This is a genomic window from Streptomyces sp. NPDC047043, from assembly GCF_040644055.1.
GTDB lineage: Bacteria > Actinomycetota > Actinomycetes > Streptomycetales > Streptomycetaceae > Streptomyces.
This window is the reverse complement of record NZ_JBEYVO010000022.1, coordinates 139709-155008: the sequence shown is the minus strand read 5'-3', so window position 1 is coordinate 155008 and position 15300 is coordinate 139709. Positions and strand designations below refer to the sequence as shown.

The following is a 15300-nucleotide window of genomic DNA, read 5'->3' as shown; positions in this document are numbered from 1 at the left end:
TCTGGCCAGTGTGTCCAGGTGGGGGTGGACTACTTGCCCGTGAACTTCTCGTACTCCTTGAGGACCTCTTCGGTAGGCCCGTCCATGCGCAGCTCGCCGCGTTCCAGCCACAGGACGCGGTCGCAGGTGTCGCGGATCGACTTGTTGTTGTGACTGACCAGAAACACCGTGCCGGCCTCTTTGCGCAGCTCACGGATGCGCTCCTCGGAGCGCTTCTGGAACTTGCGGTCACCGGTGGCGAGCGCCTCGTCGATCATCAGGACGTCGTGGTCCTTGGCGGCGGCGATGGAAAAACGCAGACGGGCCGCCATGCCGGAGGAGTAGGTGCGCATCGGCAGGGTGATGAAGTCGCCCTTCTCGTTGATGCCGGAGAAGTCGACGATCGCCTGGTAGCGCTCCCTGATCTGCTCGCGGGACATACCCATGGCGAGCCCGCCCAATATGACGTTCCGCTCGCCCGTCAGGTCGTTCATCAGGGCGGCGTTGACGCCGAGCAGCGAGGGCTGGCCGTTGGTGTAGACCTTGCCCTTCTCCGCCGGGAGGAGGCCGGCGATGGCGCGCAGCAGGGTCGACTTGCCGGAGCCGTTGGAGCCGATGAGGCCGATGGCCTCGCCGCGGTAGGCGACGAAGGAGACGCCCTTGACGGCGTGCACCTTGCGCACGCCGCGCTCCTCGCCCCGCTTGACGATACGGCTGAGGGCGGCGGTGGCGCTGCCCTTGCCGGTCTTGGCGCCGTGGACGCGGTAGACGATGTGCAGCTCGTCGGCGATGACCGTGGGAATGCGGTCTTCCTGCTGGTTCTCAGCCACGGCCGTACCTCTCCTCCGCCTTCCAGAAGTACACGAAGCCGCCGAGGGCGATCAGGACGGCCCAGCCGCCCGCGGCCGCCCAGACATGGTCGGGGAGGTTCTCCGCTCCGTAGTCCTCGATCAGCGCGAAGCGCATCAGGTCCATGTAGATCGCGGCCGGGTTCCACTGCAGGACGGTCGCCAGCCACTGCGGCTTGTCGGCCAGCATGATCGGGATGGAGAACATCACGCCGGACGCGTACATCCACGTACGCATGACGAACGGCATCAGCTGTGCCAGGTCCGGGGTCTTGGCACCGGCGCGGGCCATGATCAGCGCGAGGCCGCTGTTGAAGAGGAACTGCAGGGCGAGCACCGGGACGATCAGCAGCCAGGACAGGTCCGGGAAGCTGCCGAAGCCGATCGCCACGGCGAACAGCACGATCATCGAGAACAGCAGCTGCTGGAGCTGCTGGAGCGCGAAGGAGATCGGCAGCGAGGCGCGCGGGAAGTGCAGCGCGCGGACCAGGCCGAGGTTGCCGGAGATGGCGCGCACGCCCGCCATCACGGAGCTCTGCGTGAAGGTGAACACGAAGACGCCCGTGACCAGGAACGGGATGTACACGTCCTTGGACATGCCCCGGCTGGCGTTCAGGATGACGCCGAAGATGAAGAAGTAGACGGCCGCGTTCAGCAGCGGCGTCGCCACCTGCCAGAGCTGGCCGAGCTTCGCCTGGCTGTACTGGGCGGTCAGCTTCGCCCGCGAGAAGGCGAGGATGAAGTGACGCCGGTCCCAGAGCTGGCGGACGTACTCGACGAGGGAGGGCCGGGCGCCGCTCACGGTCAGCCCGTACTTGGCGGCGAGCTGTGGCGCCGCGAGGCCCTCGTCGGGCGACACGGACGCGCTCAGGGCGACCGTGCCGTCGTGCGTTGTCTCACTCACAGGTGGAAACTTTCGTCTTCTGGATGCGCAGCCTGTGCGGGCTTGGCATGAATCCGGGACCCGGCTCGGGTCCGTTGGCTCACAGGAACGAGCTTGTCAGATCACAGGGGGTCGGCCCAGTCTGGTCAGCCGCCACACCGTACGCCACTTCATGGGCCTGCGCGGCCCGCACGGAGTGGTCCAGCCTTCCCGGAACCCGCCGAACCATGCCCTCAGGGCGGGCCGCGAGGGGCGGCGGACGAGGGTGAGCAGCAGCCAGACCCCGAGGTAGACCGGGACGAGGGGCGCGGGGAGGTTGCGGCGGGCCAGCCAGACGCGGTTGCGGGCGACCATGCGGTGGTAGACCGCGTGCCGCGAGGGCGCGGTCGTCGGGTGGTACAGCACCATGTCGGACCGGTAGTCGATCATCCAGCCCGCGTCGAGGGCCCGCCATGCCAGGTCGGTTTCCTCGTGGGCGTAGAAGAATTCGTCCGGCAGACCGCCGACTTCGGCGAAGACCTGGGTGCGTACGGCGTTGGCGCCGCCGAGGAAGGTGGTGACCCGGGAGGAGCGCATCGGGTCGGCGGCGCGCAGCCGCGGGACGTGCCGGCGCTGGGTGTCCCCGGTGTCGGGGTCGGCGATGCGGAAGCTGATGATGCCGAGCCTGGGGTCGGCATCGAAGGCCTGGCGGCACAGCTCGGCGGTGTCGTGGCCGGCGAGGAGGCCGTCGTCGTCGAGGAACATCAATATGTCGACGTCGCGGCCGCTGGGGCCGAAGGCCTCGATACCGACGTTGCGGCCGCCGGGGATGCCGAGGTTCTCCGGCAGCTCGATGGTGCGGACGCCGTCGGGGACGTCCGGGACGGGCGAGCCGTTGCCGACCACGACCACCTCGACACGGTCGCCGTCCTGCTTGGCGACCGAATCGAGGAGCGCGCGGAGCTCGTCGGGGCGGTTGCCCATGGTGATGATCACCGCGCCGACCTTCATGGGCGTGCTCACTTCAGCCTGCTCGACGCGAGGATCGACACCAGGTGCAGCAGGGTCTGCAGCAGCGCGATGCCGGCGAGCACCGCGACGCCGAGCCGGGTGAAGAACAGGTCGCCGCGGGCCTGGTCGACGAACGCGAGGACCAGGATCAGCAGGGACGCCTCGATGCCGAGGATGAGGCGGTGGAACTTCAGCATGGCGGCGGCCTTGCGGGCCAGGGCCATGCCGGAGGAGCGCATCTCGGCTGCGGACTCCTGCACCGGGGGCTTCCCGGCCTGGTGGCGGGCGACGCCGACCAGGTCGGTCTCGGCCTTGATCAGGATCGCGCCGAGCGCGGCCAGTGTGCCGAGGAAGGCCCACAGCCAGTCGATACGGCCGCTGCCCCACGGGTCGGCGGCGCGCAGGCCGAAACCGACGAGCACAGCGGCGTCGGTGAGGTAGGCGCCGACGCGGTCGAGGTAGACGCCGTTCAGCGAGTACTGCTTCTTCCAGCGCGCGATCTCGCCGTCGACGCAGTCCAGCAGCAGATACATCTGGACGCAGACCACGCCGAGCACGGCCCCGGGGACGCCGGGCACCAGCAGTGCCGGGGCCGCGAGCACGCCGAATACGGTCATCAGGTACGTGAGCTGGTTGGGCGTGACCCTGGTGTTCACCAGGTAGCGGTCGACCCGCAGGGACACCTCACGCATGTAGAGGCGTCCCATCCAGTGCTCACCGCTGCGCCGGTCCTTGACCCCTGCGGGGTGGACGACCGGGCGGAGTTCAGCTACCGATGGCCTTGACATAGTCGGCGTATGTGTCCTTGATCTGGTCGGTTTTCAGGTCGAGGTGTTCGAGGATCGTGTAGCGGCCGGGCCGGGTCTCCGGGGCGAACTCCACGGCGCGGACGAACTCGTCCACCGTGAAGCCGATCTCCTCCGGGAGCACCGGCAGCCCGTGCCGTCGCAGCACCGCGGCCATGTAGGCCGACTCCTCGTGGGCTCCGCGCAGGTACATCGCGAAGGCGGCGCCGAGGCCGCACTGCTCGCCGTGGCTGGCGGCACGCTTGGGGAACAGCAGGTCGAAAGCATGATTGATCTCGTGGCAGGAACCCGAGGCGGGACGCGAGTCGCCGGAGATGGACATCGCGACGCCGGTGAGGACCAGCGCCTCGGCGAGCACCTGGAGGAAGCCGTTGTCGCCGACGCCGCCGGGGTGCCGCAGCACGGCCTCGCCTGCCTGACGGGCCATGGCCGCCGCGAGGCCGTCGATCTTCTCGCCCTTGACGCGGTTCGCGAGCTCCCAGTCGGCGATCGCGTTGATGTTGGAGATCGCGTCGCCGATGCCCGCACGCACGAAGCGCACCGGGGCCTCGCGGATGACGTCCAGGTCGACGACTGCCGCTATCGGGTTGGGGACACCGTACGATCCGCGGCCCGCGTCGTTGTCGAGGGTCGCGACGGGCGAGCACAGGCCGTCGTGTGCGAGGTTCGTCGGTACGGCGACCAGGGGCAGGCCGATGCGCGCCGCGGCGAACTTGGCACAGTCGATGATCTTGCCGCCGCCGAGGCCCACGACCGCGTCATAGTGACCGCCCTTCATCTCGCCGGCCAGCCGGATCGCGTCGTCGAGGGTGCCGCCACCCACCTCGTACCAGGTGGCGCCGGGAAGCGACGGCTCGATGCGCTCGCGCAGCCTCGCGCCCGAGCCGCCGCTCACCGCTACGGCGAGGCGGCCGGAGTGCGAGATGCGCTCGTCCGCGAGCACACAGGCCAGGTCGTCGAGGGCACCCGGGCGGATGTCCACGACGACCGGGGAGGGAATCAGCCTCGTCAGTACTGGCACGCGATCTCCCGTCCGCGGGCGAGATCGTCGTGGTTGTCGATCTCGACCCACTTGACGTCGCCGATCGGCGCCACGTCGATCCGGAAGCCGCGGTTCACAAGCTCCTGGTACCCGTGCTCGTAGAACTGCTGCGGGTCGGTCTCCCAGACCGCCTTCAGGGCGTCGGCCAGCTCGGGGGCGGCGTCGCCCTCGATGAGCGTCACGCCGATGTACTCGCCGGTCGCCTCGGCGGGGTCCATCAGCTTGGTGATCTTCGTCATGCCCTTCTCGGGGTCGACGACGACCTTCATCTCCTCGTCGGCCAGGTTCTTCACCGTGTCCAGGGCGAGGATGATCCGCTTGCCCTCGCCGCGGGCGGCGAGCAGCTTCTTCTCGACGGAGACCGGGTGGACGGTGTCGCCGTTGGCCAGGATCACGCCGTCCTTGAGGGCGTCACGGCCGCACCACAGGGAGTAGGCGTTGTTCCACTCCTCGGCCTTGTCGTTGTCGATGAGGGTGAGCTTGAGGCCGTACTTCTGCTCCAGGGCGGCCTTGCGCTCGTACACGGCCTCCTTGCGGTAGCCGACGATGATCGCGACCTCGGTCAGACCGATCTCGGCGAAGTTGCCGAGGGTCAGGTCCAGGACCGTGGGTTCGCCCTCTATGCCCGCGGGCCCCACCGGCACCAGAGCCTTGGGAAGGCTGTCGGTGTAGGGGCGCAGACGCCGTCCGGCGCCGGCCGCCAGCACGAGGCCGATCATGCGGGTTCTCCTTCATCGTGTACGGCGGGGGCCCCGGAGGACACCCAGAAGCGGATGCTCTCGACGAGCACCACCAGGGCGACGGCCACGGCGAGCGCCGTGAGCGCGACCTTGAACTGCGAGGCGGTGAGCGCGGCGGCGAGGACCGTGACGAGCAGCGTCCGCCCCTCCTGCCCCCCGACGGCGCGCACCAGCCAGGCCGGGGGCGCTCCGGCGTTGCCGCGAATGCGGTACACCGTGTCGTAGTGATGGTAGGCGACGGCCGCCACCAGGCCGAAAGCCGCAGGAAGGGCTCCGTTCACGTCCGCTTCGGCCGCCAGTACCAGGACGGTGCCGTATTCGGCGAGCCGGAACAGCGGCGGGACGAGCCAGTCCAGGGCGCCCTTGAGGGGGCGGTACAGCGCCTGACCGGCGGTGATCGTGTAGACGAAGGCGCCCGCGACGGGGGCCCAGGTCACCCCGGAGAAGAGGGAGACGGCGAGGACGGCCGTGCCGGCAGCCGCCACCAGCAGCGGAGCGCCGAGGCGGGCCCGTGTGGCACGCGCCACGAAGGAGGCGAGCGGGCCGTTGTCCGCGAGGTCCGCCAGCGCCTGCGCCGCCCGGTCGGTGCGCCGGGCCTTGCGCGTCAACGAGCGCAGCACCCGGCCCGCCGTCGTGTACGTCGCCGCGAACGCGCAGCCGATGAGCAGGACGTAGAAGGTGATGCGAGGTGTCGTGGCCGCCGTGAGCACGGCGATCATCGCCCAGCGCTCGCCGATCGGCAGCACGATCATGCGCCGGACCCAGACCGTCCAGCCGACGCTGTCCAGCTTGTCGGAAAGGGCGGCGGTGGGGCTGGTGTTGGCGGTGGCGTCGTGGTTGGCCTCGTTGAAGGAGAAGTCGACGACGTGCCGGCAGGTCTGCAGGATCATCGCGCCGAGGGCGAGGGCCCATACGTCGTCACCGCCGCGGGCCGCTCCTAGGGCGAGGCCCGCGTAGTAGGCGTACTCCTTGGCGCGGTCGAAGGTGGCGTCCAGCCAGGCGCCGAGCGTGGAGTACTGCAGGGAGTAGCGGGCGAGCTGGCCGTCGGTGCAGTCCAGGACGAACGAGGCGATCAGCAGGACGCCCGCCGCGATGAAGCCGCCGCGGGTGCCGGTGGCCGCGCAGCTCGCCGCGATCAGCGCGGTGAGGAGGGAGGCGGTCGTGACCTGGTTCGGGGTCAGACCGCGGCGGGCGCACCAGCGGGCGATGTAGCGGGAGTAGGGGCTGATGAAGAACGTGGTGAAGAAGCCGTCGCGGGACTTCACGGCCGACTTCAGGCGTATGGCTTCGTCGTCGACGGCGGCGACGGCCTGCCGTGCCTCGTTGCGGGCCTGCGGGTCGGCGGGGACGACGGCGACCAGGCTGCCGAGGTCGGGGCGGTGGACGTCGGCGCCGTCGGCGTCCAGGGCGGTGACGACACGGTCGGCGAGGCTGTCCACCGCGACGGCGGTTCCTCCGCTCGCCGAGCTCTCGCGGGCCATCGCCCGGGTCAGGGCCTGGCGTCCTGCCGACTGGGCGGTGACGGCGCCGGGGATCGCGGCGAGGTCGAAGCGCGGGTCGGTGAGGCCGAGGCGCAGGGCGTGCAGGTGGCCGACGAAGCGGGCGTCGACGACGGCGACCCGCTCACCGCCCGGCGCCTGCGCGAGCAACGTCTCGGCGTCGGCGGCGTCGGCGGCGACCCGGACGTCGAAGCCGAGGGACCGCAGATCGCCCTCGATCGACGATCCGGGGACCGGCTGACCGGTGAGGATGGCGGTCGACAACCGAACTCACTCCCTGGGGTGCCGACGCGCCGGCGCCGGTCATGTGCATGGTGGGGGCGCCCCTTGGCTGCACCAGGCGGGCGGCATGTCGGCAGAGGCTATCGGATGCCCGGAGAGCGGTGTTCACCGCCCGTTCACGGGCCGATCAACGCCGTCTCCACCGGCCTTTGCCGCGATCATCATCGGTGATCCGGGGCTCCGGCCACAAACCGCGCGGACCAGATCAGGCATCCCGGACATTGGGGGCCTCCGGCCGGCGCCGACATAGGGTGGGCGACCATGACTTGGCTGATCACAGGCGGAGCGGGATACATAGGGGCCCATGTGGCGCGGGCCATGGCCGGTGCCGGGGAGCGCGTCGTCGCGCTGGACGACCTCTCGTCAGGGGTGCCCGCGCGGCTGCCCGCCCAGGTCCCGCTCGTCGAGGGCTCGACGTTCGACGGCGACCTGCTCAAGGGGGTCTTCGCCGAGTACGGCGTGACCGGTGTCGTACATCTCGCGGCGCGCAAGCAGGTCGCCGAGTCCGTGGCGCAGCCCACGCGCTACTACCGGGAGAACGTCGGCGGGCTGGCGACACTGCTGGAGACCGTCGCCGAGGCCGGGATCGGGAAGTTGCTGTTCTCCTCGTCGGCGGCCGTGTACGGCAACCCCGATGTGGAGCTGATCACGGAGGCCACTGAGTGCGCGCCGGTGAACCCGTACGGCGAGACCAAGCTCGCCGGGGAGTGGCTGGTACGGGCGGCGGGCCGGGCGCACGGCATCGCGACGGTGTGCCTGCGCTACTTCAACGTGGCGGGGGCGGCGGCGCCCGAGCTGGCCGACACGGGCGTCTTCAACATCGTCCCCATGGTCTTCGACCGGCTCACCCGCGACGAGGCCCCGCGGATCTTCGGGGACGACTATCCGACGCCGGACGGCACCTGCATCCGCGACTACATCCACGTCGCCGACCTGGCCGAGGCGCATCTGGCGGCGGCTCGGCGGCTCGAGGGCCGCAGCGGTGATCTGACGGTGAACATCGGCCGCGGCGAGGGCGTCTCCGTACGCGAACTGATCACGGTCATCGGCGAGGTGGCCGGCGACCGGCGCACGCCCGTCGTCGAGGGACGCCGCCCGGGGGATGCGCCGTGCGCGGTCGCCTCGGCCGCGCGGGCCGCCGAGGAGCTCGGCTGGACCGCCAGGCGCGGAGTGCACGAGATGGTCGAGTCGGCCTGGCGGGGCTGGCAGCTGCATCACGGAAAGTAACTGAGGGTGCCCTGACCTGCGTATCGTTTCCGCAGGTCAGGGCACATGACAACGGTGTTCAGTGCCGCGTTGCCCGATACCCCCCACCCGTAGTTCACTGTGATCCCGGGCGGAACACAGGAGGGCGGCTGTCATGGGGGCTGGGCACGATCACGGGCATGCGCACACGCACGCGCCGCCCACCGGTACGGCCGCGGCGGCCTACCGCGGGCGGCTGCGCGTCGCGCTGTCGATCACGCTCACCGTCATGGTGGTCGAGATCGTCGGTGGTGTCCTCGCGGACTCCCTCGCGCTGATCGCGGACGCCGCCCACATGGCGACCGACGCGCTGGGTCTGGGCTTGGCGCTGCTCGCGATCCACTTCGCCAACCGCCCGCCGACCGGCAACCGCACCTTCGGGTACGCCCGCGCCGAGATCCTCGCCGCGCTCGCCAACTGTCTGCTGCTGCTCGGGGTCGGCGGCTACGTCCTGTACGAGGCGATCCAGCGGTTCATCACGCCGGCCGACACGTCGGGCGGGCTGACCATCGTGTTCGGCGCGATCGGTCTGGTCGCGAACATGATCTCCCTCACGCTGCTCGTCCGCGGCCAGCAGGAGAGCCTGAACGTGCGCGGGGCGTTCCTGGAGGTCGCGGCGGACGCGCTGGGTTCGCTCGCGGTGATCATCTCGGCGCTGGTGATCCTGGCCACCGGCTGGCAGGCCGCCGACCCGATCGCCTCGCTCGTCATCGGCCTGATGATCGTGCCCCGCACCTTCAAGCTGCTGCGCGAGACGCTGGACGTCCTGCTGGAGGCCGCGCCCAGGGGTGTCGACATGACGGAGGTGCGGACCCACATCCTCGACCTGGACGGTGTCGAGGACGTGCACGACCTGCACGCCTGGACGATCACCTCCGGGATGCCGGTGCTCTCCGCGCACGTGGTCGTGCGCTCCGACGTCCTCAGCGCGATCGGCCACGAGAAGATGCTGCACGAGCTCCAGGAGTGCCTCGGCGACCACTTCGACGTGGAGCACTGCACCTTCCAGCTGGAACCGGGCGGACACGCGGAGCACGAGGCGAAACTGTGCCATTGAGGCAGATGGGGCGCCCTTTGGCCGGAATGCAGCCGTCCGCCGCGACCCTGCGTCGTTAAGCCTCACAGCGCTGCCCCGGACGGTTCCCCGCCGATCGCGACGGGCACGATCAACTACCGGGCCCCTCTTCCGGTCTTCAACCGGTGACGGCCGTGATCCGCGCCGCGCGCGGGACATGCGGGCGTGCCGTGAAGTGCCGGGAGTGCCGGATTCGTGCGGCACACTTGGGGCGCGAAGACCGATGTGAAGGATGGGTATGCCGATCACACCTGCCACCGCGACGCACAGTCCGTCGAACGGCACCGCAGACGCGATTTTGCTGGAACTGGTCGACGAGAACGGCGTCACGATCGGCACCGCGGAGAAGCTCGCCGCCCACCAGCCGCCGGGGCAGCTGCACCGCGCCTTCTCCGTCTTCCTCTTCGACGAGCACGGCCGGCTGCTGCTGCAGCAGCGGGCGCTCGGCAAGTACCACTCCCCCGGTGTGTGGTCCAACACCTGCTGCGGCCACCCCTACCCCGGCGAGTCGCCCTTCGCGGCGGCGGCCCGGCGGACGTACGAGGAGCTCGGGGTCTCCCCGTCGCTGCTCGCCGAGGCCGGCACGGTCCGCTACAACCACCCGGACCCGGACTCGGGCCTGGTCGAGCAGGAGTACAACCACCTCTTCGTCGGCATGGTGCAGTCTCCGCTGCGGCCGGACCCGGAGGAGGTCGGCGCGACGGCCTTCGTGACCCCCGCGGAGCTCGCCGAGCGGCACGCGAAGGACACCTTCTCGTCCTGGTTCATGACGGTGCTGGACGCGGCCCGCCCCGCGGTCAAGGAGCTGACCGGCCCGTCCGCCGGCTGGTGACCCCCCTCAGAGCACCCGCACGGGTTTGAGCGGCAGGGCTGCCCAGATCACCTTGCCGCCGTTCGCCGTGTGCTCGACGTCGCACACACCGCCCGCCTCCCGGGTCACCTCGCTGACCAGGAGCAGCCCCCGGCCGCCGGTCTGGCCGTGGTCGGCCTCCAGGGCGGTCGGGCGGTAGGGGTGGTTGTCCTCCACCGACACCCGCACCCACTCGGCGCCGACGGCGACCTCCACCGCGAGCATCGGCGACAGCAGCGCCGCGTGCCGGACGGCGTTCGTGACCAGCTCCGAGACGATCAGCAGCAGGCCGTGCACCAGGTCGTCGGAGATGGGCACGCCCTGGCGGTACAGCAGGTCCCGTACGGCATGTCGCGCCTGCGGGACCGAGGCGTCGGCGGCGGGAGCGGTGAACCGCCAGACACCTTCGTACGGCAGCGGCTGCGCGGGCCCCGGGTCGAGGGGCTCGTCCGCGCCGCCCTCTGGGCGTGGGCCGGACCCGCGCCCGTGGTTCTCCATCGTCCGGTCGCCACCCTTGCGCTCGATTGTCACCACACGTCCGAGTGTTGGTAACGACCCGCTCCGCCCCGGATGACTGAACAGAAGTCAGCAAGTATCGAGCACTTCTGACCGTTGGCGTATGACACGGTCAGTTGTGGGACTGCTCCTGTCCCCCTTCAGCCGACTTGGAGAACTTTTCGGGTTGTACGGGTTTGACGGCACCCTCACCCGATTCGTCCCGGACGTCGCCCTCGCCGGCGAGCTGCTCGGAGACCATGCCGACGATGCGCCGCCCGCCGAAACCGGTGGCGATCAGCCCGAGCCCGTCGAAGAGCAGCGCGAGCGAGAAGAAGCAGCCGATGACGTACTTGCTGCTGCTCGGCCAGGACGACAGCACCAGGATGCCGAGGAGCAGGTCGAAGGCTCCCTGCACCAGCGTCCAGCCGAACTGCGGGCCGCGCACCACCAGGCTGCCGACCAGGCGGAAGACACCACCGGTCAGGAACAGCAGCGCGGCGAACATGGTCAGCGCCTCGGCGGCGGCCTCCGGGCGGCGGATGACGACGATCCCGGCCGCGATGTTCAGGGCGGCGACCACGACCCCGAGCCAGAAGAAGTTGGAGGCCCGGGCCTGGATCGCGTGCAGCAGGCCGACCGCGCCGCCGATCAGCAGCAGCCAGCCGAACAGCAGCATCGAGGTGAGCGTGGCGACGCCGGTGTAGACGAGTCCGACGAGACCGGCGAGGACCAGGACGATGCCGAGTGCGGCGAGCACGCCGAAGCCGCGGTGGAGTTTCGCCGCCTCGCCCGTGGGCTTGGTGGACTGGGCCATCAGCCTCTCCTCACTCTCCGGCCGTCCCCCCTCTCCCTTCGTTGAGTCCCCCGTGCCCACGTGTCGTAACTCTCGCCCTTCCGTCCTTGATCACCCGCCCGGCGGGGCGGCTAGCATCCGGCCCATGGAGCCCCAGCTGCTGCACGACGTCGCCGACTCGGTCGCCACCGTCGTCATCCACCATCCGGCCAAGCGCAACGCCATGACGGCCGCGATGTGGGCCGCCCTGCCGCCGCTGCTCGACACGCTCGCGGCCGACCCGGCCGTACGGGCGGTGGTGCTGACCGGGGAGGGCGGGACGTTCTGCGCCGGGGCCGACATCTCCACGCTGCGGGGGTCGCCGGAGGACGCGCAGGGGCTGGCCGTGCGGGCCGAGGACGCCCTCGCCGCCTTTCCGAAGCCGACGCTGGCCGCGGTCCGCGGGCACTGTGTGGGCGGCGGGGCGCAGCTCGCGGGGGCCTGCGATCTGCGGTTCGCCGCGCAGGGGTCGCTGTTCGGGGTGACGCCGGCGAAGCTCGGGATCGTGTATCCGGCCTCCTCCACCCGGCGGTTGGTGTCGCTGGTGGGTCCGGCGGCCGCCAAGTACCTCCTGTTCTCCGGTGAGTTGATCGACTCGGCGCGGGCACTGCGCACCGGGCTGGTGGACGAGGTGCTGCCCGAGGACGAACTCGCCAAGCGGGTCGCGGAGTTCACCCGGATCCTGGCGTCCCGCTCACAGCTCACGCAGGCCGCGGCGAAGGAGTTCGCGAACGGACGCACCGACCGGGACGCGTACTGGACGGAGCAGATGCGCGGCAGCGGCGACACCGCCGAGGGGGTCGCCGCGTTTCTGGAGCGCCGTCAGCCGCGGTTCACGTGGACGGTTCCCGACCGAGGATGAACCGGCTCATCGACCGCATCAGCTCCACGACGTCCGCCGGGGCCTTCTGCGGGGCCCCCGCGTCGTAGGGCGGCTGCGGGTCGTACTCGATGCCCAGCTGCACGGCCTGCGCCACGAAGTCGCCCGCCATCCGGCCGAGCAGGGCGAGCCCCATGTCGATGCCGGAGGAGACCCCGGCGGCGGTGACGTACTTGCCGTCGGTCACCACCCGCTCCCCCGTGGGCTCGACGCCGAACTTCTTCAGTTCCTCGAGGGCCAGCCAGTGCGAGGTCGCGCGGCGTCCTTCGAGCAGGCCCGCGGCGGCGAGCAGCAGGGAGCCGGTGCACACCGACGTCGTCCAGGTGCTGGTGGCGTCGGCGGTGCGGATCCAGTCGAGGAGCACCTTGTTGTCCATCTGCGCGGTCTGCCCCGGGCCACCGGGAACGACCACGACATCGGGGTTCGGCACGTCGGCCAGGGTCTTGTCGGCGGTCAGGGCGAGGTTGCCGTTGTCGTTGCGGACCGGGCCGGTCCGCTCGGCGACGAACACGGTCTCGGCATCGGGCAGCCGGCCGAGGGTCTCGTACGGTCCCACGGCGTCGAGGGCGGTGAAGCGGTCGTAGAGGACGATCGCGAACTGCATTGGTTTCCCCCTTGAGCTGACGGGTGATCAGTGGGCGGGTGCCGGGCGGAACCGGCGCCGGTACTCGGCGGGTGCCGCGCCGAGCGTTCTGACGAAGGCGCGGCGCATGGCCTCCGGGGTGCCGTAGCCGCTGGCGCGGGAGATCTCCTCGACGCCGTCGGCGGTGTCCTCGAGCAGGCGGCGGGCGTGTTCGAGGCGGACGCGGTCGACGTAGCGGCCCGGCGTCATGCCGGTCTCCGCCTGGAAGGCGCGGGCGAAGTGGCGGGGCGAGAGGGCGGCGCGTTCGGCCAGGGACTCCACGCTCAGATCGCCGGACGGATGCTCGGTGACCCACTGCTGCACCTCGCGCAGCGGTTCGCGCCGGGCGGTCTGGGCGGCCAGTTGGGCGCTGAACTGCGCCTGGTTTCCCGGCCGGCGCAGGAAGACGACGAGATGGCGGGCGAGCGCGAGGGCGGTGTCGCGGCCCAGGTCCTCCTCGACCAGGGCGAGCGCGAGGTCGATGCCGGAGGTGACGCCGGCGGAGGTGGCCACGTGTCCGTCGCGTATGTAGATCGGGTCCGGGTCGACCTCGACGGCCGGGTGGTCGCGGGCGAGCTTGGCGCAGTACGCCCAGTGGGTGGTGGCCCGACGGCCGTCGAGCAGGCCCGCCTCGGCGAGCAGGAGGGCGCCGGTGCAGACGGAGACCAGGCGTTCGGCGCGGGAACCGTGCTCGCGCAGCCAGTCGGTCAGGCGGGCGTCACGGCCGGTGCGGCGGGTGCCCTCGCCGCCGGGGACGAGGAGCGTGTGCGGGTCCGGTGCCTCGGCCAGCGACTCGTCCGGTACGAGGGTCAGACCGCTGGAGGTGCGTACGGGGGCGCCGTCCGGGGAGGCCGTACGGATGCGGTAGGTGCCCGGGGTGTGTTTCTCGGCCCCGGCGAAGACCTCCAGGGGGCCGGTGACGTCGAGACTCTGTACGCCGTCGAAGAGGACGATCAGGACTGTTCGCTGCGCCATGTCATCGATTCTTGGCGGGCGCGAGGGTGGCCGCAATGACGAGCATCCCACCTTTCCTGCCATTCGGCGTCCGCCCTTGGATGACGTACCGACCAGTCGGTAACGTCCTCGTCATGACTATCGCCCTCGAGCCGCGCGCCGGCCGGCGCTGCCACAATGTCCTCAACGCGCTGCACGCGACGCTCTACTTCTCGCCCGATCTGGGCACGGAACTGGGCGCCCTCGGCATCACGCACCCCAGGGCCGTCAACTTCGCCGTGCGCGCGGCGGCGATGGGGCCGGTCGGGCCGGGCACGGTGACCGCGACCTTCTACAACTACAAGTACGCGCTCGTGGCCCGGCATGTGCCCGCGGTGTGGTCGGTCGCCGCTCCCGAGCAGGTGCTGGCAGCACGCGCGCGTGCCGTCGACGCGACCCTGCGACGGCTGCTGGGCGACGAGGCCGTGGCGTCCGCAGAGATGGCGGAGGCCGCGCGGCTCGCGCTGCGGGCCACCGAGGCCTGTACCCGCTCCGCCCGGCCGCTGTACTCCGCGCACGCCGATCTGCCGGTCCCCGAGGAGCCGCACCTGGCCTACTTCCACGCCGCGACGCTGCTGCGCGAGCACCGGGGCGACGGGCACCTCGCGGTCCTGATGTCGGCGGGGCTCGACGGGCTGGAGGCCGTCGTGACCCACACCGCGACCGGCAAGGGCATGAGGCCCAAGTGGGTGTTCGGCAGCCGGGGTTGGAGCCAGGAGGAGTGGGACGCGGCGGCCGGGCGGCTGCGCGAGCGCGGGCTGCTGGACGCGGACGGCGAACTGACCGAGCAGGGCGTCGCGCTGCGGGCCGGGATCGAGGCGGAGACCGACCGGCTGGACCGCGCGCCGTACGAGCATCTGGGCGCCGGGGGCGTGGGGCGGCTGACGGAGCTCGGGACGGTGTTCACGGGGGCCGCCGTGGCCGCGGGGTGCTTCCCGGCGGATCTGATCGGCAAGGGCTGAGGAGAGCTGGGTACCCGGGCCTCTCCCGGCCACCGTGGCCGGGAGAGGAAAGGGGAAACTCGTGTTCCGTGCGATCGCAGACGTACTGCGGCAGATCGGTGGCGCGATCGCCACCGTCGTAACCCTGCCCTTCCGCGCTCTGGCTCGGCTCTTCGGCGGAGCCTCCGGCTCGGCGCGGGGCCACCGGGCCTGATACCGCCGCCTCGCCCCGCCGGTGGGGCGCCCTGATCCCCGACTGTCGGTGCCACCTGCCACAATTGCGGCGCAACCTCAG

General features: G+C 71.0%; 17 protein-coding genes. 6 read left to right on the top strand and 11 right to left on the bottom strand.

The genetic code is table 11. From position 1 onward, the window contains the following. Nucleotides 1-29 precede the first annotated feature (29 nt). The 7 genes from ABZ880_RS31975 to ABZ880_RS31945 all read right to left on the bottom strand — a co-directional run bounded on the left by ABZ880_RS31975 (nt 30) and on the right by ABZ880_RS31945 (nt 7051). Nucleotides 30-809 (bottom strand): ABC transporter ATP-binding protein, encoded by a 780-nt coding sequence (locus ABZ880_RS31975; RefSeq protein ID WP_361269855.1) that lies wholly within the window; start codon nt 807-809, stop codon nt 30-32. Then, nucleotides 802-1731 carry an ABC transporter permease gene (locus ABZ880_RS31970; protein ID WP_361269852.1) on the bottom strand — a complete coding sequence of 310 codons (930 nt, stop codon included), beginning with the start codon at nt 1729-1731 and terminating at the stop codon, nt 802-804. The genes ABZ880_RS31975 and ABZ880_RS31970 overlap by 8 nt, the downstream gene beginning before the upstream one ends. A 96-nt stretch (nt 1732-1827) precedes the next feature. After that, nucleotides 1828-2712, bottom strand: a complete 885-nt coding sequence (locus ABZ880_RS31965; protein ID WP_361269849.1) for a glycosyltransferase family 2 protein — start codon at nt 2710-2712, stop codon at nt 1828-1830. Beyond that, entirely contained in the window at nt 2709-3488 is a 780-nt protein-coding gene (locus ABZ880_RS31960; protein WP_361269846.1) for a CDP-alcohol phosphatidyltransferase family protein, read from the bottom strand. The genes ABZ880_RS31965 and ABZ880_RS31960 overlap by 4 nt, the downstream gene beginning before the upstream one ends. After that, a complete protein-coding gene (locus tag ABZ880_RS31955; RefSeq protein ID WP_361269843.1) occupies nt 3466-4527 on the bottom strand; it encodes an iron-containing alcohol dehydrogenase family protein in 1062 nt (353 codons plus the stop codon). Before ABZ880_RS31955 ends, ABZ880_RS31960 begins: the two co-directional genes overlap by 23 nt. Continuing rightward, the gene (locus ABZ880_RS31950) at nt 4515-5267 is read right to left on the bottom strand and encodes a phosphocholine cytidylyltransferase family protein (protein ID WP_361269840.1); all 753 of its coding nucleotides are present in this window, start codon (nt 5265-5267) and stop codon (nt 4515-4517) included. The genes ABZ880_RS31955 and ABZ880_RS31950 overlap by 13 nt, the downstream gene beginning before the upstream one ends. Then, entirely contained in the window at nt 5264-7051 is a 1788-nt protein-coding gene (locus ABZ880_RS31945) for a DUF5941 domain-containing protein (protein ID WP_361269838.1), read from the bottom strand. Before ABZ880_RS31945 ends, ABZ880_RS31950 begins: the two co-directional genes overlap by 4 nt. A gap of 279 nt (nt 7052-7330) precedes the next feature. On the opposite strand from ABZ880_RS31945, the gene galE reads away from it, so the two are divergent. From galE to idi, 3 genes are all read left to right on the top strand, one after another. Further along, complete coding sequence (gene galE / locus ABZ880_RS31940; protein WP_361269836.1) at nt 7331-8296, top strand: UDP-glucose 4-epimerase GalE; 966 nt, start codon at nt 7331-7333, stop codon at nt 8294-8296. Nucleotides 8297-8429: 133 nt separating this feature from the next. Then, nucleotides 8430-9371, top strand: coding sequence for a cation diffusion facilitator family transporter (locus tag ABZ880_RS31935; protein WP_361269834.1), 942 nt, complete (start codon nt 8430-8432; stop codon nt 9369-9371). A gap of 256 nt (nt 9372-9627) precedes the next feature. After that, nucleotides 9628-10221 (top strand): isopentenyl-diphosphate Delta-isomerase, encoded by a 594-nt coding sequence (gene idi / locus ABZ880_RS31930; RefSeq protein ID WP_361269832.1) that lies wholly within the window; start codon nt 9628-9630, stop codon nt 10219-10221. A 6-nt stretch (nt 10222-10227) separates the two neighbouring features. On the opposite strand, the gene ABZ880_RS31925 is transcribed toward idi, so the two are convergent. Next, nucleotides 10228-10737 (bottom strand): ATP-binding protein, encoded by a 510-nt coding sequence (locus tag ABZ880_RS31925; protein ID WP_361270018.1) that lies wholly within the window; start codon nt 10735-10737, stop codon nt 10228-10230. Between the two features lie 130 nt (nt 10738-10867). Next, complete coding sequence (locus ABZ880_RS31920; protein WP_361269829.1) at nt 10868-11551, bottom strand: HdeD family acid-resistance protein; 684 nt, start codon at nt 11549-11551, stop codon at nt 10868-10870. A 124-nt stretch (nt 11552-11675) separates the two neighbouring features. On the opposite strand from ABZ880_RS31920, the gene ABZ880_RS31915 reads away from it, so the two are divergent. After that, nucleotides 11676-12431: an enoyl-CoA hydratase-related protein gene (locus tag ABZ880_RS31915; protein ID WP_361269827.1), complete on the top strand. Its 756-nt coding sequence runs from the start codon at nt 11676-11678 to the stop codon at nt 12429-12431. Here the strand turns inward: ABZ880_RS31915 and ABZ880_RS31910 are convergent. Both ABZ880_RS31910 and ABZ880_RS31905 read right to left on the bottom strand, forming a co-directional pair. Next, a complete protein-coding gene (locus ABZ880_RS31910) occupies nt 12403-13053 on the bottom strand; it encodes a DJ-1/PfpI family protein (RefSeq protein ID WP_361269824.1) in 651 nt (216 codons plus the stop codon). The two genes, ABZ880_RS31915 and ABZ880_RS31910, sit on opposite strands and share 29 nt — an antisense overlap. A 27-nt stretch (nt 13054-13080) precedes the next feature. Continuing rightward, a complete protein-coding gene (locus ABZ880_RS31905) occupies nt 13081-14046 on the bottom strand; it encodes a GlxA family transcriptional regulator (protein WP_361269822.1) in 966 nt (321 codons plus the stop codon). Between the two features lie 113 nt (nt 14047-14159). Here ABZ880_RS31905 and ABZ880_RS31900 point away from each other — a divergent pair, with 113 nt between their 5' ends. Next, nucleotides 14160-15026 carry a hypothetical protein gene (locus tag ABZ880_RS31900; RefSeq protein ID WP_361269819.1) on the top strand — a complete coding sequence of 289 codons (867 nt, stop codon included), beginning with the start codon at nt 14160-14162 and terminating at the stop codon, nt 15024-15026. A gap of 61 nt (nt 15027-15087) precedes the next feature. Then, a complete protein-coding gene (locus ABZ880_RS31895) occupies nt 15088-15219 on the top strand; it encodes an LPFR motif small protein (RefSeq protein WP_260844787.1) in 132 nt (43 codons plus the stop codon). The last annotated feature ends 81 nt before the right edge of the window (nt 15220-15300 follow it).